Consider the following 19,766-nt stretch of genomic DNA (forward strand, 5'->3'; position numbering starts at 1 on the left):
ACCCCGGCGACTCCACAACCCTGTGACAGGCTCAGCCCGTGTACTGCACTTTCTGTCGACTTATACGTGAAGACTCCGCGCGCTGGGTGGCTCAGGAAGCCATGGCCTGCGCTTTTTCCCCGCTGGATCCCTTGGCGCCCGGGCACACTCTGGTTGTTCCCACACGGCACTACGCGGACGTCTTTGATACCCCGCACGAGGTCCTTGCCGCCACGATGGCACTGGTCCAGCGCGTGGCCGGGGCCATGAGGACCGCCTTGGACGCCTCCGGAGTCAACATCCTGAACGCCAGCGGGCCAGGATCCGAACAGTCAGTGCCGCACCTGCACTTCCACGTCGTTCCGCGGTGGATGGGTGACGGAATCTCGACCTGGCCGGCCGGACGGTCCGATCACCGCTTGACCGGAGACCCTGACGCGAGGCTGGCCGCGTTCCTGACTCGGGAGCAGCATCACAGCACTTGAGCCGTTGGCTGGTCCCGCGTCAGAGCGGTGTTCCCCCAGCGCACGTGAGGCCCCCGGTACGCAACGACCCAGCGCTGCGGAGGACTGCCGCGCATCGGTAGTCCCATGAGCCGGTCCCCGCCCGGCCTCCTGGCCCTTCCGCCGCGTTGGGTACGTCCTGCTTGCTTGTGGGTTCACCTCGGCCTAATATCGTCAGCGTGACGATAACCGCTCAGCGGTCCCCGCTCCCTGCAGGCCTCGACTCCAGGGGCCGCGAGTCCCTCCACGGATTCAACGCGCACAAGTACGCGGCCCGCAGTGCCGCCCTTCACCTCAATGTGCTGCCCGCGGCAGTTCCGGGCGGCTGGGTCCACGGCCACGCTGGTGTCGACGATGACCTCAGGGCGGAGAAGTGAGCATGTTCGAAATGCCGGTAAATCCCTTTGAGCTCTCCGAAGAAGCGCTGAGCCGAATATCTCCCGATGACTCATGGGCCCCGATCGAGTCGGAGATCCCGAACGTCGACGCCAGGGTGATTCGCCACTTCCTCACTCCGGCTGAAGTGGAGGTATTCGCGGCAGAACTGGCTTCCCAGCGTTTTGTGCCGGTGGGTCGAGACGGCATTGCCGCCAACTATGCGGAGGGGGATCCGGTCGGCCATCTCCGTGCCACGGCTGACTCCACTGTTTTGGCGGCAGAGTTCTACCGCAGGCTGCGGGGATTTCTGTCGTGTGAAGTGGGATCAGACGCTCCGACGGATTCCGACGGAAGGCCCTGGAGGCCGGCGGCCGTCAATCCGCGCATGCGCTTCATCACATACCAACACGGCGGACTTCTTGTCCCGCACTACGATTCTCCCTACTTCGCCCCCGGCGGAAGGCGAACTCTCCTGACGGTCGTCGTCTACCTGTCGTATGAGGCAGTGGGCGGAGAAACGCGGTTCATCGCCGACAAGCAGAACGAGCTTCCCTTCGCGCAACGCGACTTCTCGGACTGGCCCCGGCTCGCAGAGCCCGAGGAAATATTGAGCACCCACCGCCCCGAACCGGGCGATGCGCTCCTCTTCTGGCATCGGACGCTTCACGACTCGGCCCCGATTCTTGAGGGCACGAAAACAATTCTCAGAACGGATGTGCTCTACGAGCCCATGGATGTGCCGTGATGCCGGATCTGTTGTGGGACGACGTCAGGAACTTCTTCGACCCTGACCTGATGGGCGCTCTGCCGGACGTATGTGTGGAGGGCGCCTCGGTCGAGGACTGGCAGGCGGTGTTCGACCTCGTCCGGTCGAGCGGATGGACGTGGGAGTACCTGGAGGGCGGCGTCGCAGGTCCGCTGCCTTCTGCGGCGGAGGTGCTGGCGCGGCCCGCTGATGCGGAGACGGTCGATCTGCGGGTCTGGCCGGTCCCGGACGTGCTGGCGATCTTCCGTCCGCGGTCTGCCGACGAGATCGACTTCGACGTCGACCTCCGCGAACTTCGTGGCCAGGAGGGGGTGGACGTCCTGTGCCGGCTCCTGGCCGCGGTCGGGCGTCGGCTCGGCAAGCAGGTGGTCATGACGGCCGAGGGCGACTACGGGCATCCGGTACTCGGGTTCGATCCCGCGGCTGACCGCGTGGTGCTCATGGCGGACCCGCAGCTCAGCTGACCGCTTCGGCTGGCCGGGACTCGTAGGGGGTCCCGTCGCGGAGCATGGCGAAGGACATCGACCCGGCGTCTGGCCAGGCAGAGGAGGTCGCTGAGCGAGGCGAACGCGGCCAGGAAGAGCGCGCGCTTCAGCTGTTGTCGCGGTCCACCGACGCCTCCGGCCCGGTGACACCGCCCCCCGGATCATCGCCGAGACTGCGTGCGCGGCTCGCGGCGACTTGACGGGCAGATAGTTAGCCGCCATATTACTTCTCATGAGTGACGAGGACGCGAACCCCGCCGCTGCACCCACGCTCGAACAGGCGCGGAAGCAGATCGGACGGTACGGGCTTGAGGCCGACCCGCAGGCGGTGCTGGTCGCGGTGCGCCTGATGGCTGCCGGGGCGCGTCTGGACCGGGCGTCCGAAGTGCACTTTGCGCGTTCCGGCCTGTCGACCGGGCGCTACCGCCTCCTGGTGGATCTTGAGGACAGTGACGGGGAGAAGTCGCCGTCGCAGCTCGCGAAGAGTCTGGGCGTCTCGCGCGCCACAGTGACCGGCCTGGTCGTCGGCCTGGAGCGAGAGGGTCTGGTGGCTCGCCGCGCCTCAGTGGACGATGGGCGGGGCGCAGTCGTCGTCCTCACGGCGCGCGGCAGCCAGCGGTTGCGCGATATGGCCGCGGACCACTTCGCACGGCTTGAGGCGCTGGTCGGCGGACTGGCCACCGACGAACGCGGGCTGTTCCTCGACCTCCTGGAGCGGATCACTCAGCGGATCGGCGCGTTGACCGCCGAATAGCCGCAGCATCACTTCCGCGCGGGGGCGGCCGTCTCGGCCCCGCGGCACCCCTTCCCATACCCCAATAGTTAGCTGCCTAACCAACTAATTAGCCAGCTAATTATTTTAGGAGCCACATGAGTTCCCCTCCCAGAACCGCCCAAAGCGGTTTCGCCACGCGCCCGTTCACCCTGTGGAAGGAAGTCGCGACCGCCTACCTGGCCCCCGCGCTCACCGCCGGGCTCGGCGGATACCTCAGCGGGCAGCCCGAGCTGACCAGGGCCGCCTTCACTTCCATCGGGGCCACATCGGCCTTGGTGGCCTGCATCGTCGGCGCATGGCTGCACCGCCGTGGCCGGCCCCGACGCTGGACGGCCTCGGCACCGCGACCGGTCCTCACCCTCGGGCTCGCCATTGCAGCGGCCGGAATCGCCGGCCTCGCCGGATGGTTCGGATCCGACTGGCTGCCGTCGCACACACCGGTGCCCGACGCCCGATGGCTGGAGCGGCTGCGGATCGACCTGCCGCTGTCGGCCGGCCTGGCCACCACCATCGTCACCTGGCGGTGGCACGGCACGACATCCCGGAAACAGGCCTGACCCAGCCCTTACCCCACCCGATTCTCCAGACCCCTCACACACGAAAGGCCACACTGTGATCACCATCATCGGCGCCACCGGCGCCACCGGCAGCGCCCTGCTCCGGCGGCTCGTCGAACTCGACGTCCCCTGCCGCGCCGTCAGCCGTACGCCCGACAACCTGCGCGCCGCCATCGGCACCAACACGCCAGTCGAGATCGTCGGAGCGGACGCCGAAGACCCCCGGACGCTCCGCGACGCGTTCGAGGGATCCACGCAACTGTTCCTCGCCATGGCCAACAGCCCGCGTCAAGCCGAGCTGGAAACCAACGTGATAGACGCCGCGGCCCACCGCGGAGTACGGCACGTGGTCAAACTCTCCGCCCCGGCAGCCGAGCCCGCCTCACCGGTGGCCATCTCGCGCAGCCACTGGCGGGTCGAGGAACACCTGGCGGCAACCGACATGACGGCTACGCTGCTCCGGCCCTACGCATTCATGCAAAAGCTGCTCCTGAACGCCCCAGCGATCGCCGAGGGCGTACTCATCGGCGCCATGCGCGGGGCACCCTGTAACTACATCGACGTCCGAGACATCGCCGACGTCGCCGCCGAGACCCTCCTGCGCCCCAGCCTTGCCGGCGCCACCTACACCCTGACCGGCCCGCGGGCCTTCAGCCACCCCGAGCTCGCCCGCCTGCTCGGCGAGCTGACCTGCCGCCCCGTTCGCTACATCGACCTGCCACCGAGCGAGTTCCACAGCCACCTCGTGTCCACCGCACACATGCCGCCCTGGCTCGCCAGCCACGTGGTGGAGATCCAGCAACTGGCCATCGCCCGCCCGGAATCTCCCAACGACACCATCGAGACCGTCCTCGGCCGCCCCGCCAGGACGCTGCACACCTTCCTCCGCGAACATCTCCACGCGTTCACCAAGACCGCCTGACCGACCGCCGTGCCGCCGCCGGCGGCTACGCGGCGCCGTCGATCCTTCACCGAGGTGTCAGAGCGGTGGATGGGCCAGGGTTGGCCCGTCGCCAGGCCTGTTCCTGCTGGCGGACTGGGGGCGTCCCCTTCACCCCAGCAGTTCCCGTAGGCGGTCGGCCTGCCTATCCGCGGTGCCGGGCGGGTTCCTGGGGTTGTCCGGGTCGTCGAACGACAGCAGGAACAGCCAGACGAGGGCGAGGAGCCGTCTGCAATCTCGGAGCCGGGAGGCTTCAGCTGCGGTCAGCTCGAAGTGCCCCAGGAACGACGGGACATCAAGGGGATGGTCCACCCAGCTCGACACATGCTCGGTGATCTCGGCCAGCTCGAAAGCGCGGTCACTGCGACCGGAGTCCTCGAAGTCGACGACCCGGACCCTGGTGCCGTCCCAGAGGTAATTGGCGAGGTTGCCGTCTCCAGGGCCGAACACCGCTGGAACGGCCGGCTCCCCAGCGGTCTCCAGGCCCGACTGGGCCAGCCATGCCAAGCCCGCTTCCTTGCCCCGGGACACCGCTGTTGCTGACGTCCGAGCGTCCGTTTGCGGACCAGGTGCGGATGTGGGCGACGAGTTCGCCTTGATGTCCGGGTCTGCGTGGGATCCCGGCGAGCACGTGCGGTGGCACCGCGCTGTGCAGGGTGGTGACGGCTTCCGCCAGAGCCTTCACCTGTCGCTCGTCGTGGGGGCGACCGCGCAGGGGTTCGCCGGTCAGCCGGGACATCACCACGAGGGGCACGGCGGCAGCGGGATCCGTCAGCTGCGGTTCCGGGGCCAGGCCGGGCGCGTAGGCGTCGAGGAGCGTCAGGGCACGCCACTCGCGCTCGCACCGCTCCCGGCCACGGTCCCGGAAGCGCTTGGTCACACTGGTTGGCCCCATCTCGATCGTATGGGTGCTCCATCGGTCAGAACTCATGGGAGGCGATCCTGCCAGGCTGACGGGCAGGGCGCCCGCCAGCGCGATGCCGCCGGCCACGTGCAGCGGGTCGAGCAGCAGCAGACCGGAGGACGTCTCCGGCGGCAGGCTCGGCCGGACCACCGCGCTGTCAGCGAGTGTCGGTACGCTTTTCGAGGCGGGTGCCGTGGCGAAGGGTGATCGACATCAGGTCGCTGGGGGCGTCCAGCTCCAGGCGGTGCCAGCGGCCACGGGGGACGATCGCGGCGGTGCCCGGCTGCAACTCCACCATGTCCTCGGTGTCGTCGGGCTTGGTGGGACGGAAGTAGAGGCGGACACCGCCGGCCAGGCAGCACACCGCCTCCTCGGCATCCGGGTGCATCTCCCAGTGGTCGGCGTGAACGTCGGCGTCGGTCTCGACGTGGAACGTCGCGATCTGCCAGGCGCCCGTGTCGTTGCTCGTCATTCGCCGTTCGGCGGCTTTGACGTCGCCGTCGGGGTGGATGTGCAGCGCCGAGGCGAACAAGTCGATGGGTGAGATGCGCGTCGTCGTCATGACAGCGTTCCTTCCAGTGGGTTCTCCGCGGCGGTGGCAGGTCGCGGCTCGGGTGTTTCGGACAGGCGGCGGGGCAGCACGACGATCGCCACGACTGCCGCGATGGCGAAGAGGGCGGCGGCGATGCCCAGGCCCAAGGCGTAGCCGTCGTTGAGCGCGGCGGGGTGGGTGGCCGTGCCGGTGCGGTGTGTGGCGACGGTGGCCAGGGAGGCCAGGCCGACGCAGCCGCCGAGTTGGCGGGAGCTGTTCATGAGGCCGGAGGCCATGCCGGCCTCATGGGGGGCGACGCCAGTGGTCGCGGCGGCGACGATCGGGGCTATGACCAGTCCGACACCGGTGCCGGTGATGACGCAGGGGCCGAGCACATCGGTGAGGAAGCCGCCGTCGGGGCTGATGAGGGCGAACCAGGACAGGCCGGCGGCGGCGAGCAGGGCGCCGGGCACCAGGGACGCGCGGGGGGTGCGTGCGGCGGTGACGCGGGTCGCGACGACGGTGCCCGCGATCAGGCTCGCGGAGAAGGGCAGGAACGCGGCGCCGGTTGCCGCGGCCCCCATGCCGAGGACCTGTTGCATGTACAGGGACACGAAATAGAACGCCGCGAACTGCCCGGCCGTGGAGAAGAAGACCAGCACGTTGGCGCCGGCGACCCAGCGGCTGCGCAGCAGGCCGAGGCGCAACAGTGGTGCGGGAGCCCTGGATTCGGTGACGACGAAGGCGGCCAGGAGCGTGGCCGCGGCGATGAGCATCGTCCAGGTGGCCGGGGAGCCCCCTCCGTGGGTGTCGGTGCGCACGACACCGGTCACCAGCAGCCCGACTCCACCAGTGGCGAGGACGGCACCGAGCACGTCCAGCCTCTCGCGCCGGGCGGGCCGTGCTTCGGCGGGCACGCCTGCGCGGACCAGCGCGAGAGCCACCGCGACGATGGGCAGGTTGACCAGCATCACCCAGCGCCAGCCCGCGTACTCGGTCAGCAGCCCGCCCGCCAGTACGCCCAGTGCCCCTCCCGCGGCGTTCACCCCGCTCCACACCCCGAGCGCCCTTACGCGCTGCGGGCCCTCGGTGAACGTGGTGGTGAGCATCGCCAAGGTGGCCGGAGTGGCCGCGGCGGCTCCGATGCCCTGACCGGCGCGGGCGGCGATCAGTTGCCAGGGCGCCTGCGCCAGCCCGCCCGCCAGGGAAAACAGCCCGAAGACGGCCAGACCCAGCACAAACAGCCGGCGCCGGCCGTACAGGTCGCATGCGCGGCCACCCAGCAGCAGAAATCCGCCGAGCGTGAGCGCGTAGACATGCACGACCCACGAAAGGTCGAGCGGTGCGAACCCCAACGCGGTGCGCATTGCGGGTAAGGCGACGTTGACCACCGACAGGTCCAGGGCGACGGCGAACTGGGCGACGGCCACCGCCGTCAGCACCACGCCGGGTCTCCCTCGGTATTTTCTATACATGTAAAGAAAGTAGCCGAAGGGATCACCGCTGTCGACGCCTGGGAGATGATGGGGGCATGCCGCAACCGTCCGCACCGCGCAAAACCGCACCGCGCAAAACCCTCGGTCGACCTCCCCGCATCTCCCGCGAGGAGGTCGTCGCAACGGCCCGTCGGATCGTGGACGCGGAAGGCGTGGCCCGGCTGACGATGCGGCGACTGGCCACGGAGATCGGCAGCACGCCGATGGCGCTCTACCACCACGTCCGCAACAAGGAAGAACTGCTCCTCCTGCTGTTGGACGACTACGCCGCGCGGACGCTGCAACGTCCCGAACTGCCCGCTCAGCCTCGTGAGCGGATCGTCGTCGCCGCTGCCGCGATCCACGACGCGCTCGCCGCCTGCCCTTGGATCGTGGAGGTGCTGACCGCCGACGACCTGATGGCCACATCCGCTCTCTGGTTCGTCGAACAGATCGTTGACGGCCTGGTCGGCTGCGGCCTGTCCCCCGAGCGGGCAGTACACGGCTACCGCGCGATCTGGTACTACACCGCCGGAGAGATCGTGGTCCGGGTGGCAGCGGCCCGGCGGCGCACAGACGACGACCGCCCCACCTACCGGGAGCGAGTCTTCGCCGAACTCGACCCGAGCCGGCTACCCCGCTTGGCGCAGGTCGCGGACCAGTGGTCACCCCTGACCGCCGAGGACACCTACCTGGACGGGCTCCGAGCCCTGGTAGACGGCCTCCTGGCTCCCCGTTGACCTGCTCATTCCGTTCATAGGGGCCGTGCCCGCCGCCGCAGGCGCCGTACGGGCCCGTACGGTCCGCGCCGGCTTCGCCCCGAGCGTGCGGCCGCCGTCCAGGAGGGCTTTCAGGCGACGGCTTGCCGGACAGGGGCGTACGGCTCCGAAGGCTCGGAGAACCGGTGACCCCGCGGCGTGGTTACACGCCGCGGGGTCACTTTCACGGGTCCGGGTGTGGTCGTCAGCCCGGGCACTTCAGGCCGGTCCGGGCGGACTTCACCGCGCTGTCCAGCATCTGGGCCTGCGGCTTCAGCTTGGTGGCGGCCTCGGCGCCGGTCGTGTTGCCCGGCAGGTCGTCCCAGGTCTTCTTCAGCCCGTCTGCCGCGGACTTCACGGCCTGCTTCTGTGCCGCATTCCATTCCGCCGTGGACTTCGAGACCTCGTCCCAGCCGTCCCTGACGTCGTTGTACGCGTCCTTGACCTGGTCCTTGGTCGCGGCCGCCGGCTTCAGTCCGACCAGTGCCGTCGCGTCGGACCGGAGTTTGTTCAAGTCCGTACACAACTGCGCCGCGGCCGCGCTCTGATTGGGGCTCGGATCGGCCGCGAAGGCGGCGGAGGCTCCGCCGACGGACAGGAGCAGGGCTGCGGCCGTGCTCACGGCAGTACTCGGAATGTGCCTCATGGGTTTCCCCTCGTCCGGGATTCCTCTGGTCGTCCCCGCCCCTGAGATCCCCGAGCTTTCGGCTAACCACGCTGACACAGCCCGCCGGACCCCGCAATCCGCGACCCCGGATCGGCAGGCAGGCGAGGCAATCCGGCGGGTATCCCTCCAGGCCAGATGAGCGGGCGCCGCGCGGCCCCCGCAGGAAGGAGCGGTGGTCACGGCGCCAAATAGTAGCCATGGACATGGTAGCCATGTAATGTATTCCGTATGAGCAACGGTTCACCGGGTCCCACGCCCGGCTTCCTGGTGTGGCGGCTCGCCAACAAGTGGCGCGTCGCCGTCGATCGTGCGGTGGCACCGCTGGGCCTGACCCACGCCCAGTACTCACTCGTCGCATCGCTGCACGGTATGCAGCGTGCCGGCGAGCGGCCCAGTCAGCGCCAGCTCGCCGACCACACCGGCCTGGAGGCCCTGTACGTCTCGAAGCTGGCGCGCACCCTGGAGTCGGCCGGCCTGATCGAACGCACCCGTGATCCCCGCGACCCTCGCGCCATGCAGCTCGCCCTCACCGAGCAGGGCCAGGCGGTCACCCGGCAGGCCATCACGGTGGTCCAGCAACTCCATCAGCAGTTGCTGGAACCGCTCGGCGGCCTCGACGCCCCGCGGACGCACGCGTTCACCGCCGAGCTGACGAACCTGCTCGACGCACCTCTCGCACCATCGGTACCCGACGACCAGACAAGCCAGAGGACAACACCATGACCACCACCGCATCCACCACCGCATCCACCACCGCCCCCGCCGCCGACGCGCGCGCCCTCGGCCTGGCCCACTACGCCGCCCGCGGCGTCTTGGAACGTGTCCTGGCCCGCCAAGGAATGACGTTCCAGCAGCAGATCGCCCTGCGCGCCGCCGTCACCGCCGAAGCCCCGCAGACAGCGGACGAACTCGTCACCCAGGTCCAAAGCTCCCTCAAGGCCGACCCGGCCGACATCCACGCCACCCTCGACGAGCTCCAGGCCAAGCACCTGCTCACCGCGGACGGCGCGCACCTCCACGCCACGGACGCGGGGCGCGAGCTCCTCGCGGCCCTCGCCGCGGAGACCGCCCCCATCTCCGACCGCGTCTGGGGCGGGATACCCGCCGACGACCTGGCCGCCGCCGGCCGCGTCCTCGCCCTGGTCACCGAGCGCGCCAACGCCGAGCTCGCCACCCTGACCGCCTGACCGCCCACCCGCCCACCGCCAGGCCCTCGGAACATGGGCGGGCGCCGGCTGCGGTCGGCCGGGCCGGGGGAGCAGGCCGGTCCTCCGGTGTCGCCGGCGGGCGATGGAGGTCCGGCTGGGGCGGGAACGACACTGAAGCTGCGTTACCGCTTGTGCCCATGCTGCACGTCCAGGCAGAGCGCCCAGACGTCGGAGTAGCTGCCTTGGGAGGGCGAACCGCCGCTGTGGGTGGCCGCCGTCCAGTACGACGGGTTGGCGCCCCCGTCGCCGACCGGGGTGCCGGCGGCGTCGCTGGGGAAGCTGCCGTTGAGGTGGGGGCCGCCCGAGGTCGCCTTGCTGAAGTCGGTCGTGGTCACGTTGCCGCCGCTGATCGCGGCGCCGCCGCTGACGAGCTGCCCGTCCTCGCGGGAGCAGCCTGTCGTCACGGTCTGTCCCGTGGAGGCCGTGTCGGGGCCGCTGACTTCGGTGAAGTGCACCGTCGTGGACACGTGCTTGAGGTCGATGTCGTCAGTGCTGCAGATCGCGTAGGCGTAGGTCATGTTGTCCGCGCCGCGTCCGCCGCCGATTCCGCCGACCGCCGTCCAGGAGTCGGGGTCGCGCTCGCCGGCGCCCGCCGCGATCGAGCCGAAGTGATGCGCGGCGTCGTTGAAGGTGGGGAAGCTGGCGATCGGCTTGAGGCTGCCGACGCCGGCCGGGGTGGTGCGGGCGCCGCCGCCGATCAGGACGGTGTTCGCCGGGCAGGTCGCCGTCACGAGCTTGGACGACAGCCCGCTGGTCGGCCCGGAGGCCTTGTTCATGACCACCTGGGTGTGCCTGATCAGGTTGCTGTGCAGGCAGATGGCGTACGGGGTGGTGGAGAAGGCGTCGCTGCTGCGGCTGCCGCTTCCGCCGAACGCCATCCAGTGCGTGGCGTCGCTGCCGATGATCCCGGGGGTGTCCGTGTACTCGGTGGCGCCGTCGGCACTGGGCACCATGCCCATCACGTGGTTGCCGTTGGACATCTCGTCGCTGCCGATGGCCTGGTCGGTTCCGCCGCCGGAGACGAGGCCGTCGGGGCAGTCGGCGTGCGAGGAGACCCCGGTGAACGGGGTCGGGGGGCCCATCGTGGCCCCGGGGGTGACGACGGTGACGTCGGCGGTCTTGGCGTACGCGGATCCCGGCACCGCCACGGTCAGCAGGGCGGCAAGGATCAGGGCCTTGCCCGTGGCGGAGCCCCGCCGGAGTTTTGTGCTCATCGGATTCTCTCTCTGGTGTGCGTGCGCATGGCCGGCTGTCCGGCGGTCGGGAACGGGCTGCCTCAGACGCCGTCGTTGGCGCACAGCGCCCAGGCGTCGGTGTGGGTGCCGGGGGAGGACTGGCCTCCGGTGTGGGCGGAGGCCGTCCAGTACGCCGCCGTGGTCCCGTCGGCGACCGCGGCGCCGCCGGAGGTGCTGGGGAAGCTGCCGCCCAGGTGGTCGCCGCCCGAGCCCGGCCCCGTGAAGCTGGTGGTGGTCACGCTGCCTCCGCTGATCGCGGCGCCGCCGCTGACCAGGTTCCCGTCGCCCTGGCCGCAGCCCACGGTCGCCGTCTGGCCGGTGCTGCCGGTGGTCGGGCCGCTCACCTCGGTGTAGCGGACCTTCACCGTGGCGCCGCTGACGGTGATGCCGCTTCCGCTGCAGATCGCGTAGGCGTACGTGTAGTCGGCGCCGCTGGCGCCGGAGTCCCAGCCGGCCGCCGACCAGGAGTCGGGGTTGGTCTCTCCGTCCGCCGTGGCCTTCGCGCCGAAGGCGTGCGCGGAGTCGTTGAAGGTGGGGAAGCTCGCGATCGTCTTGAGGCTGCCCGTGTTGCCCGGCGTGGTGCGGGCGCCGCCCCCGAGCAAGCGGGTGCCGGCCGGGCAGGTCGCCGTGACGAGGCCTGCGGTCGCCCCGGCGGTGGGGGTGTTGGCCTTGTTCATGACGACCTGGGTGTGGTTGATCAGGTTGCTGGTGAAGCACATGGCGTACGGGGTGGTGGAGAAGGAGGCGTTGACCTGGCCCCCGCTTCCGCCGATGCCGAGCCAGTGCGTGACGTCGGTGCCGACGACACCGGTGGAGCCGTGTACTCGGTGGTGCCGTTGGAGCTGGGCGAGGTGCCGTTGACGTGGTTGCCGTTCACGCTCGGCCCGGTGCCGATGGCCTGGTTGATTCCGCCGCCGGCGACGAGGCCGCTGGAACAGTCGCCGTGGGTCGATATCTCGGAGTTGGCGGAGGCGGGGCCGCTGGTGGCCCCAGGGGTCTTCACGGTCACGCCGACGGTGTTGGCGTGGGCGGTTCCCGGCACGGCCAAGGCCAGAACGGCGCCGAGTACCAGCGTCCTGCCGGTGACGAAACGGCGCAGAAGTCCTGCGTTCATGTGGATCTCCCCATCTGACGGGTGACAAGCGAAGAGCGGGGCGGGCGGATGGGCCTCGAAGGCGGCATGGGCGGGCGTGGGCGGCACGGAGCGGAAGGGGCGCACGGGCGTCGTCGGTGCGGCATCGCCACGGCATCACAACGGCTGCCTGCCTCGCGGATGTACGCCGCTCAAGGGGCAGGCTGGGGGGTTCGGACCGGCCATCTCGCCACCCTGTCCAGAGCAGCGCATGCGGACTTTAGCAGGCATTGACCATTGCATCTACCCAGGAATTCTCTACTTCCAGGTAGCAGATGAGTATCGGAAGGGACGGTGCTGCAACCCTCGGCCTCGGCCCGCCGTGCCCCGTGACGCTGATGTGGCTCGTGTGGCAGGCGGTGATGGTGACCACACCTCACATTCGAAGCAGAAGGTGCCCGCACCGGGGCCAGCGGAGGGCTTGATCGTGGTGCTGTAGCGCTGGGCGGCGCTGGGCGGCGCTGGGCAAGGTGGTGCCGGCGGCGACGGCATCGACCTCCGCCGGGTCGACGGGGAACGGTGACATCGAGGGCCTGACACCGGGAACGGCCCTCACCGTCATCGATGATGGGTTCGTCTACAGGTACGGACCCCCTAAGGGCGCTGTGCGCGGACGCGGCGCACGTGCTTCACCGTCACCGCCGCCGGGAGGCCCGCCAGGAGGAGGGACAGCCCGACCGGGAGCACCCCGGCCCACACCGTTGGTGAGACGTACGCGGTGCCGGATGCACCGTCCACCAGCCACGCGCGGACCGGTTGCGCATCGGTGTCGCCCTCGACGGGGACGTCGAACGGCGAGCCGCCGTCGTCCGGGGTGAAGGTGCCCGAGCAGGACGTCGACGTTCCCGCATTGGCCACGGTGGCGTCATACGTCCGGCAGTCAACTTCGGTCACGGTGCCGGGCTCGCCCCACAGCGCCGTCCGCAGCTCTCCAGTGCAGTTCATCAGCACGACGTAGGCCAGAAACAACCCGACCGTACAGGCCAGCGCCAGCCACGGCGCGGGTCCTACCTGCTCCGGTTGCCCGTCCAGAACGTCCCCACCCTCGCTCATCCCCACCTCGGATCGCCGACGGACCTCCATGGTGACCGATCCGAAGCACCCTCGGAAGCCCTCCATGACGTGTGGTGGGCTCGTACGATCATCGAGTCGACCGACACCAGCCAGTCGATGCAGCCGGCCGCGTCCTTCTCCGCCCGGACCGCCTGCGGCATCCGCGAGAAGGCTGGTGGAGTGCCCGCCTACGGGGCGTGCCGGTTCCGGTGGCGGGGGCATCGAGCGTACGCACGGCCGTAGGGCTGCCGGTCGGCGTGCTGGCCGGCGGTTGCGGGAGGGGCCCTTGGCGATCAGCGGTTCGGGTGGTGAGGTCCGGTCAGGTGGGTGAAAGCCCGGCTTGAGGCGGCGCGCTCCACCGGGCGTGCCACTCCCGCCGGATAGGCATGCTGCATGAGTGCTCTTCGTGCGTGGCGGCGTGTCACCGCCCTGCTCGCCGCCACGCCGCTGCTGACCACCTCCCTCCTGGTGATGGCCCCGCCCGCGTCAGCTCATCACGGCGCCGCCAGCGCTCATGTAGATGCCAGCGGCTTTGACGTCGAAGCCCAACGGCTGCTTGCCCAGCCGCCCTTCCCACCCATCGACGTCAGCTTGTTCACCACCCAGGCCTACCCCGGCGGTCCGCCGATGGAGCCCGCACGGCCCCGCCGCATCACCGAGCAGGAACTGACCGCACAGCTGAAAGCCACCCTGAGGTCCCGCGGGCGTCGGGTGGTCGAGGAGGCACTCGCCGTCTTCCAGAGCCATCCGATCACCGTGATCGTCCCTGATCCGAACCTGCGAGCCGCCCTCGCCTCCCTGGCCGCCACCCCCGCGCAGGCCGGCATCCAAGCGATCCGGCACGGTGTCTTCCGTCAGGTCAAATTCGGCACCGTACCGAACCCCGCCGCCGTCGCTCAGGTCGTCGGCACGCCGCAGGGGCCGGAGATCGTCTTCAACGAGAGGTTCCGCTACGAGGACTTCCGGCTGCTCGGGGCCACCCTCTCGCACGAGACCCTGCACCAAGACCCCCCGGTCAACGCGAACGAAGAACTCACCAGCACCACCCTGCACACCGCCTACTACGGGCGGCTCCTCCTCGAACAGCCGCAGTTGACCCCGGCACGCACCGAGCTGTCTCGCAGGCTCAACACTGGTCTGATGGCGCTGTTGAACACGCGGGACGACCACGGCCGGCAGCGGCTGACCCACTCCACGGGCAATGTCCTGCCCGGCGCGGCGACTCCGCTGCCCAGCTTCGGCGCAGCGTTTCTCGGCACCACCCCAGACGGTGCCACCGCGACCGATCCCACCAGCACGCCCGGCAACGCGAACCTGGATTTCTACCTCAGCGCCGTCACCCGCACCCAGCAGAACGGCGCCGCCTTCAATACCGCGACCGTCGAACTCCTCGACCGACACCAGGCCTGGGCCACCCCCAGCGAACGTCTCCGGCTCGCCCGCCTGCTCAAACTACACGTCACCCACCCGGGCAAGCCCTCGCATACCGGCTCGAAACCCGTGCCCCTGCTGCACCTGAGCGCATGGGCGATCGGTCTCGACATCACACTGCCCTAGGGTGCGGGCAGCCCATGGCGATATGGCGTGCTGGGCTCCTGCTCCCGAGGCGCTTCGCAATGCCCGCTTCGAAGTGGGTTGTCGCCCTCGCAACCTGACGGCCCCATCTGCCGAACAGCTGCCCGAGGCGGGGATCATCGGGGGTTGGTGAATCACCGCCCACGCAATCCCCTCACTACCTCTGGGCTGGACCAGGCCGCTGCTGTCCGCCCGGTCCGGAAGCCTTGGTCGGCCCTATTGTCGGGGCCGATGCGCGGTCTTGGTCAGTCGGGACTCAGGTGACTTGGATGTTGGCCATCATGGCCATGTCCTCGTGTTCGAGGTTGTGGCAGTGGATCATGTAGCGGCCCTTGTGGCCGGTGAAGCGGACGAGGGCTTCGACGATCTCGTAGGGGCGCAGGTCCACGGTGTCCTTCCAGCCGGCGTCCTTGGGCTCGGGTGGGTGGTTGCCGCGGGCGGTGACCTGGAACTGGGCGAGGTGGACATGGACGGGGTGGTGGAAGTCGCTGCTGAGGCGCCATCGCTCCACGGCGCCGAGGCGCGGCCGGGCGAGCACGGTGTCGAGGTGGAACGGCTTGCCGTTGACGGTCCACATCCGCTGCTCGTCACCGGCGGGTGTGCGGCGGAAGTCGAAGGTGCGGACCGGCATACCCGTGGCGGGCGCGAGGTCTTCGTAGCGGGTCGACAGCCGGGCCGGTATGCGGGTGGTGTCCTTGGCCGCGCGGACGACGACGAAGCGCATGATCTCGCGCATCGGGCCGTCGGCGGCGCTGTTGCGCAGACGGATGCGGCTGCCGACGGGATGGTCGGCGAAGTCGACGATGACGTCGAAGCGTTCGCCGGGTGCGATGTCGATGCTGTCGAGGTTCTGGGGCGTGGGCAGCAGCCCGCCGTCGCTGCCGATCTGCGTGAACCGTCCGCGGCCGCCCCCTTCGACGTCGAGGCGCAGCCGGTAGCGGCGGGCGTTCGAGCCGTTGAGCAGGCGCAGCCGGTAGCGGCAGGCTGAGACTTCCAGCGCGGGCCAGGGGGCGCCGTTGACGAGCTGGACGTCGCCGAGGACGCCGTCGGGGAAGTCGTCGTGGGCACGTTCGGGATAGCGGAAGGAGCCGTCCGCGTTGAACGATCGGTCGCACAGCATCAACGGGACGTCCCGTTCGCCGCGGGGCAGCGCAAGCGCGTCTTCCTCGTCGTCGCCGATGAGGAAGAAGCCGGCGAGGCCGCGCCAGACCTGGGGTGCGCTGTGGTCCATGCGGTGGTCGTGGTACCAGAGCGTGGCGGCCTGCTGGGCCAGCGGGTAGTCGTAGGTGCGGTAGGCGGTGGTGGTGTTCCCGCCGTGCGCGCCCATGGCGTGTTCGCGGGTCTGGCCGGGGGCGCAGCGGGTGGGCAGGAGCAGGTCGGTGGGGTAGCCGTCGGATTCGGGCGGGGTGACGCCGCCGTGGAGGTGGGTGACGGTGGGCACGGTCAGGTTGTTGTGCACGCGGACCCGTACGGGGTGTCCGGAGCGGGCGGCGATGGTCGGTCCGGGGAAGGTCCCGTCGTACCCCCACACGGTGGTCGTCAGCCCGGGGAGGATCTCCGCTTTCCCCTCGCGCTGCTCCAGCTCGTAGACGTCCGCGCCCTGCTCCCTGCGGACGGGCCGTGCGGTCGGTGGAATGGGCAGCGGCACGGTGAAGGGCTGGGGCAGGAGGGCGGTGCTGGCGAGGATGCGGCCGGTGGACGCGCCCGCCAGGCGGGAGATGCCGGCTGCGCCGAGGGTGAGGGCCGCACCGGCGCCGGCGGCCAGTCCCAGGAACAGTCGCCGGCCGAGCGAGGGCCTCACCCGGTCACCTCCGCCGGCTCCCTGCGTGCGTCGGCCGGGGCGGGGGTGAAGGTCCAGGTCCAGCAGGCCAGGGCGGTGGCCAGTCCGAAGATCGCCATCCCGAGCGGCAGGTGCCCGGCGAGCATCCGGGCCTCTCCCAGGGCCTGCTGCGCGCCCACGAGGACAGCCAGCAGGGCGCTCGCGCCGATCGGCCAGAGGGGCCCGCCCAGCCGGCGCCGCACCAGCAGCGCGGCCGCTGCCTGCCCGAGCGTGAGCGCGGCCAGCACGTCGGCGTTGGCCGAGTGCCAGGCCAGCAGATCGAGGTCGCCGGTGACGAAGAGGCCGGCCAGAGCGGCCTGTGTGAGCGTGTCGAGCAGCGCCAGTGCGGCCGCGGCCCGCATCAGGTGCAGCGGCCACCGCCCCGCGCCGGTGTTGCGCCTGCTCACGCCCCGGTCTCCGTGGCCGGCGCGGACGCGGGGGCGGGGGCGAGGTGGCGTTCGTAGGTCTGGAAGCCGTCGCGCACGCCGAGGATGACCTCGCCGAGGACGAGGTGGCCCTCGCTGATGAGCGGGGTGTCGCGCAGCGCCTCGACGAGGAAGTAGTAGGCGCCCAGGTCCTCGGTCTCCAGCACGGCGAAGTCGGAGAAGCGGCTGTTGAAGGCCTCGCCGTCGAAGAACCGGGCCGAGACGCGGTCCGCGTACCGGGCGAACACCGGCTCGATGTGCGTGGCGCGCATGCGGTTGCGCTCCTCGCGCGGCAGGGCCAGCCAGCGCGGTGTGAGCGTGTAGGTCAGCACGATGCCGTACGTCATGAGTCCCCCAAAGCAATTGTTTACACCGTTAACTCTGACAGGAAGCTAAAGTGATACCTGTTAACTTTGTCAAGTGGAAGGCGGACGGGCCCAGATGACGAACCGTCCGGAACCGGAGCCCCGGCGGCGCGGCGTCGGCACCGCGTGTGCGAGGAGGCACTGGCCGACGCGACGCGCATCGCCCGCCGACTGCTGGTCGAGGAGGGGCCCGCCGCAGTCACAGTCCGCGCCGTCGCCGAGGAGATGGGCCTGACGGCGCCGGGCCTATACCCCCCGCGGACCTCGATCCCGAGTGGATCACCGGGTCCGTTCCGGGGCGTCGCGGTGAACGCGCAGTCCAAGCCGGCGGCCATGGCCGGGGATGTGGCTGGTGTCCTGCGGCGCTTCTAGGGCATCGTCGCCACTGCGGTGGTGGACGGCCCGCAAGGGACCGCAACGCGCAACCATGTCACCGATGGCGAAGACGACCGGCGCTGGTTCGCCAAGACCTGCCCGGCAGACGCGGCAAAGTGAGCAGGAGGCGCTGGGACTGCCCGAGTTCGCCCGCAGCCGCGCGGTACGGGTGCCTGCGGTGCGGCGATCGCTGGCAGGGGCATCCGCGCCGAGTCATCCACCCGCTCTCCCTCAACCCTGCGCCCGGCGACTTTCACCGCCTTGTCGCCTGATCGCCCTGCTGCCCTCCCCGACGCGCCAGCAGGCGATCAGCGAGCAGGAGTACGGGACGGGTACTGAGCGAGCCCTCGCCACGTACGGAAACCCAGCACACACCCGTCGCAGCCGAAAGCGCAGCCTGACTTTCAGCACACCACCCGGCCTCTGCGGCTGGGTACCCGCCCGGCGGCGGCTGGCTACGCCACGGGGAGGGCGAGGCTTCCCGCGCCGATCGCGTCGAGTAGCGCGTCCTTGATCTGCGGCGGCATCAGATTGAGTCCCTCGATCGCCTCAGCGGTGAACGGGACCTCTTCGAGCAGGTACTCACCGCGGTCGTCGCGCGCGAACTCCGGGCCGGTGCGGTCGTCGAAGTTCCAGACGGCGATCTGGGCGAGGTAGAAGTGCTCGGTCTCGCCCTCGTCGTTCTCCATCCGGCAGAAGGGGAGCAGGTTGACGGCTTCGCCGGCGATCTCCTCGCGAACCTCCCTCAGCAGCGCTGCTTCCAGGCCGGCGTCCTCGGGCTCGACGCCGCCGCCGACGAGGACCTGGTACGGAGGGATGCCGGGGCGGATGCGGTTGATGACGAGCATGGTGCCTGCGGCGGTGAGCAGGATGGCGCGGACACGCTGCTTCATGAGCTGGTCTCCTTGGGGGTGGTCGGTCCTGGGTCAGTGGGGCATCCAGCCGCAGTCGACGGTCAACGACCGGGCGGTGATGAACGATGCGGCGGGGGACACACTGGCGGGGGTTCCCTGGCCAGCGACGGTCTGAGGCCGAGGACTCCGGCCTTGGCCGTGCTGTCAGCAGTCAGGCCGGTTCGGCCGATGCGCGCGTTGACGGAGGAGACCGCCAGGTCCACAACGGTGACGTCCTGGTCACGCTCACCAACGGCCGTATCACCGTCAACGCCGCTGCCTTCGGCAAGTTTCAGCGCCTTCACCTTACGCACGCCCAGGCACCATCTGGACCTAGCAAAGAAGAGAATCGTGACAAGTGAGTCCCACACCGATGGCCTGATCACGAAAGAGCAAGCGTGCATCAACGCACGTCGTGTCCTGGACGCGGCCCGCGAACGCAGGGACCGTGACCGGGCCCGCGGGGTGCTCCCCCCACAGGTCGAATTCATGCTGCGCCGCATCGAGCACGAGCAGCGTACCCAGTCCGCTCTCGACGGCCCTGAAGAGGACGCCGTCCTGCTGTACCTGGCAGGTCAGTGGACATCCCAGGAAGGACCCGCACCCCGAACCTCCCTGCTCCGGCTGGCCAAGGCCACCGGAGTGGAGCTCTGCACGCTCCGCAATGCCTTGGCCCGCCTCACCACCGCTTCAGAGGTACAGCTCTCCTGCGGCAGTCCGCCGGTACCGGCCAACCCGATGGACGTTGCCTATACCGCCCGCTTCGAGCTGCGCGCGGACTGGCACCTGATCAACCACAGACGCCCGCGCCCGCAAGTCCAGCCTGCCGCGGAATGAACGAGGCGGGCGCCTCGTCCGACACCGCGAGCCGACGCCACAAACGCACCGCGACCCAACACGCCGCCCTCGCACCGCTGGTCATCGACCGGTCATGACCGCCAGCAGAGGTCGGGGCGGAGCCGGAGCG

General features: G+C 69.9%; 24 protein-coding genes. 13 read left to right on the forward strand and 11 right to left on the reverse strand.

The genetic code is table 11. The annotated features are described in order from the left end of the window. The first annotated feature begins 38 nt into the window (after positions 1 to 38). The 6 genes from ACZ5NJ_RS05125 (at position 39) to ACZ5NJ_RS05150 (ending at position 4,365) form a co-directional block, all read left to right on the forward strand. Positions 39 to 464: an HIT family protein gene (locus ACZ5NJ_RS05125; RefSeq protein WP_468762893.1), complete on the forward strand. Its 426-nt coding sequence runs from the start codon at positions 39 to 41 to the stop codon at positions 462 to 464. A 397-nt stretch (positions 465 to 861) separates the two neighbouring features. Next, entirely contained in the window at positions 862 to 1,605 is a 744-nt protein-coding gene (locus ACZ5NJ_RS05130) for a 2OG-Fe(II) oxygenase (protein ID WP_468762895.1), read from the forward strand. Beyond that, positions 1,605 to 2,090 carry a hypothetical protein gene (locus ACZ5NJ_RS05135; protein WP_468762897.1) on the forward strand — a complete coding sequence of 162 codons (486 nt, stop codon included), beginning with the start codon at positions 1,605 to 1,607 and terminating at the stop codon, positions 2,088 to 2,090. The genes ACZ5NJ_RS05130 and ACZ5NJ_RS05135 overlap by 1 nt, the downstream gene beginning before the upstream one ends. Positions 2,091 to 2,343: 253 nt before the next feature. Continuing rightward, positions 2,344 to 2,865 carry a MarR family winged helix-turn-helix transcriptional regulator gene (locus ACZ5NJ_RS05140; RefSeq protein WP_468762899.1) on the forward strand — a complete coding sequence of 174 codons (522 nt, stop codon included), beginning with the start codon at positions 2,344 to 2,346 and terminating at the stop codon, positions 2,863 to 2,865. A 116-nt stretch (positions 2,866 to 2,981) separates the two neighbouring features. Next, positions 2,982 to 3,443 carry a hypothetical protein gene (locus tag ACZ5NJ_RS05145; protein WP_468762901.1) on the forward strand — a complete coding sequence of 154 codons (462 nt, stop codon included), beginning with the start codon at positions 2,982 to 2,984 and terminating at the stop codon, positions 3,441 to 3,443. Between the two features lie 55 nt (positions 3,444 to 3,498). Continuing rightward, positions 3,499 to 4,365, forward strand: coding sequence for an NmrA family NAD(P)-binding protein (locus ACZ5NJ_RS05150; protein ID WP_468762903.1), 867 nt, complete (start codon positions 3,499 to 3,501; stop codon positions 4,363 to 4,365). Positions 4,366 to 4,494: 129 nt separating this feature from the next. Here ACZ5NJ_RS05150 and ACZ5NJ_RS05155 read toward each other — a convergent pair whose 3' ends face one another. The 3 genes from ACZ5NJ_RS05155 to ACZ5NJ_RS05165 form a co-directional block, all read right to left on the reverse strand. Further along, positions 4,495 to 4,890: an aminoglycoside phosphotransferase gene (locus ACZ5NJ_RS05155; RefSeq protein WP_468762905.1), complete on the reverse strand. Its 396-nt coding sequence runs from the start codon at positions 4,888 to 4,890 to the stop codon at positions 4,495 to 4,497. Positions 4,891 to 5,444: 554 nt separating this feature from the next. Beyond that, positions 5,445 to 5,849, reverse strand: a complete 405-nt coding sequence (locus ACZ5NJ_RS05160) for a cupin (RefSeq protein WP_468762907.1) — start codon at positions 5,847 to 5,849, stop codon at positions 5,445 to 5,447. After that, positions 5,846 to 7,294, reverse strand: coding sequence for an MFS transporter (locus ACZ5NJ_RS05165; protein ID WP_468762910.1), 1,449 nt, complete (start codon positions 7,292 to 7,294; stop codon positions 5,846 to 5,848). Before ACZ5NJ_RS05165 ends, ACZ5NJ_RS05160 begins: the two co-directional genes overlap by 4 nt. Positions 7,295 to 7,350: 56 nt before the next feature. Here ACZ5NJ_RS05165 and ACZ5NJ_RS05170 point away from each other — a divergent pair, with 56 nt between their 5' ends. Next, positions 7,351 to 8,034, forward strand: coding sequence for a TetR/AcrR family transcriptional regulator (locus ACZ5NJ_RS05170; RefSeq protein ID WP_468762911.1), 684 nt, complete (start codon positions 7,351 to 7,353; stop codon positions 8,032 to 8,034). A gap of 223 nt (positions 8,035 to 8,257) precedes the next feature. Here ACZ5NJ_RS05170 and ACZ5NJ_RS05175 read toward each other — a convergent pair whose 3' ends face one another. Beyond that, positions 8,258 to 8,674 carry a hypothetical protein gene (locus ACZ5NJ_RS05175; protein WP_468762913.1) on the reverse strand — a complete coding sequence of 139 codons (417 nt, stop codon included), beginning with the start codon at positions 8,672 to 8,674 and terminating at the stop codon, positions 8,258 to 8,260. A 273-nt stretch (positions 8,675 to 8,947) separates the two neighbouring features. Between ACZ5NJ_RS05175 and ACZ5NJ_RS05180 the strand changes: the two genes are divergently transcribed. Together ACZ5NJ_RS05180 and ACZ5NJ_RS05185 are read left to right on the forward strand one after the other, a co-directional pair. Continuing rightward, complete coding sequence (locus ACZ5NJ_RS05180; protein WP_468762915.1) at positions 8,948 to 9,442, forward strand: MarR family winged helix-turn-helix transcriptional regulator; 495 nt, start codon at positions 8,948 to 8,950, stop codon at positions 9,440 to 9,442. Beyond that, positions 9,439 to 9,906, forward strand: coding sequence for a MarR family transcriptional regulator (locus ACZ5NJ_RS05185; protein ID WP_468762917.1), 468 nt, complete (start codon positions 9,439 to 9,441; stop codon positions 9,904 to 9,906). The genes ACZ5NJ_RS05180 and ACZ5NJ_RS05185 overlap by 4 nt, the downstream gene beginning before the upstream one ends. A 143-nt stretch (positions 9,907 to 10,049) precedes the next feature. On the opposite strand, the gene ACZ5NJ_RS05190 is transcribed toward ACZ5NJ_RS05185, so the two are convergent. Both ACZ5NJ_RS05190 and ACZ5NJ_RS05195 read right to left on the reverse strand, forming a co-directional pair. Beyond that, complete coding sequence (locus ACZ5NJ_RS05190) at positions 10,050 to 11,141, reverse strand: hypothetical protein (protein WP_468762919.1); 1,092 nt, start codon at positions 11,139 to 11,141, stop codon at positions 10,050 to 10,052. A 62-nt stretch (positions 11,142 to 11,203) separates the two neighbouring features. Then, complete coding sequence (locus ACZ5NJ_RS05195; RefSeq protein ID WP_468762921.1) at positions 11,204 to 11,881, reverse strand: hypothetical protein; 678 nt, start codon at positions 11,879 to 11,881, stop codon at positions 11,204 to 11,206. A 63-nt stretch (positions 11,882 to 11,944) separates the two neighbouring features. Here ACZ5NJ_RS05195 and ACZ5NJ_RS05200 point away from each other — a divergent pair, with 63 nt between their 5' ends. Further along, a complete protein-coding gene (locus ACZ5NJ_RS05200; protein ID WP_468762923.1) occupies positions 11,945 to 12,301 on the forward strand; it encodes a hypothetical protein in 357 nt (118 codons plus the stop codon). A gap of 587 nt (positions 12,302 to 12,888) precedes the next feature. On the opposite strand, the gene ACZ5NJ_RS05205 is transcribed toward ACZ5NJ_RS05200, so the two are convergent. Then, positions 12,889 to 13,347 (reverse strand): hypothetical protein, encoded by a 459-nt coding sequence (locus ACZ5NJ_RS05205; protein ID WP_468762925.1) that lies wholly within the window; start codon positions 13,345 to 13,347, stop codon positions 12,889 to 12,891. Positions 13,348 to 13,740: 393 nt separating this feature from the next. On the opposite strand from ACZ5NJ_RS05205, the gene ACZ5NJ_RS05210 reads away from it, so the two are divergent. Beyond that, positions 13,741 to 14,904: a hypothetical protein gene (locus tag ACZ5NJ_RS05210; RefSeq protein WP_468762927.1), complete on the forward strand. Its 1,164-nt coding sequence runs from the start codon at positions 13,741 to 13,743 to the stop codon at positions 14,902 to 14,904. A 274-nt stretch (positions 14,905 to 15,178) separates the two neighbouring features. Here the strand turns inward: ACZ5NJ_RS05210 and ACZ5NJ_RS05215 are convergent, their stop codons facing one another. The 3 genes from ACZ5NJ_RS05215 to ACZ5NJ_RS05225 are packed head-to-tail and all read right to left on the reverse strand — an operon-like array spanning position 15,179 to position 17,513. Next, positions 15,179 to 16,723, reverse strand: coding sequence for a multicopper oxidase family protein (locus ACZ5NJ_RS05215; RefSeq protein ID WP_468762929.1), 1,545 nt, complete (start codon positions 16,721 to 16,723; stop codon positions 15,179 to 15,181). Further along, positions 16,720 to 17,148 (reverse strand): hypothetical protein, encoded by a 429-nt coding sequence (locus ACZ5NJ_RS05220; RefSeq protein WP_468762931.1) that lies wholly within the window; start codon positions 17,146 to 17,148, stop codon positions 16,720 to 16,722. The genes ACZ5NJ_RS05215 and ACZ5NJ_RS05220 overlap by 4 nt, the downstream gene beginning before the upstream one ends. After that, on the reverse strand, positions 17,145 to 17,513 hold the full coding sequence (locus ACZ5NJ_RS05225) for a darcynin family protein (protein WP_468762933.1): 369 nt from the start codon (positions 17,511 to 17,513) through the stop codon (positions 17,145 to 17,147). Before ACZ5NJ_RS05225 ends, ACZ5NJ_RS05220 begins: the two co-directional genes overlap by 4 nt. Before the next feature lie 144 nt (positions 17,514 to 17,657). On the opposite strand from ACZ5NJ_RS05225, the gene ACZ5NJ_RS05230 reads away from it, so the two are divergent. After that, complete coding sequence (locus tag ACZ5NJ_RS05230; RefSeq protein ID WP_468762935.1) at positions 17,658 to 17,903, forward strand: TetR family transcriptional regulator; 246 nt, start codon at positions 17,658 to 17,660, stop codon at positions 17,901 to 17,903. A gap of 458 nt (positions 17,904 to 18,361) precedes the next feature. On the opposite strand, the gene ACZ5NJ_RS05235 is transcribed toward ACZ5NJ_RS05230, so the two are convergent. Further along, the gene (locus ACZ5NJ_RS05235; RefSeq protein ID WP_468762937.1) at positions 18,362 to 18,799 is read right to left on the reverse strand and encodes an NUDIX hydrolase; all 438 of its coding nucleotides are present in this window, start codon (positions 18,797 to 18,799) and stop codon (positions 18,362 to 18,364) included. Between the two features lie 351 nt (positions 18,800 to 19,150). On the opposite strand from ACZ5NJ_RS05235, the gene ACZ5NJ_RS05240 reads away from it, so the two are divergent. Then, positions 19,151 to 19,636: a hypothetical protein gene (locus tag ACZ5NJ_RS05240; protein ID WP_468762939.1), complete on the forward strand. Its 486-nt coding sequence runs from the start codon at positions 19,151 to 19,153 to the stop codon at positions 19,634 to 19,636. Positions 19,637 to 19,766 lie beyond the last annotated feature (130 nt).

This window comes from Streptomyces sp. NPDC032091 (assembly GCF_055580265.1).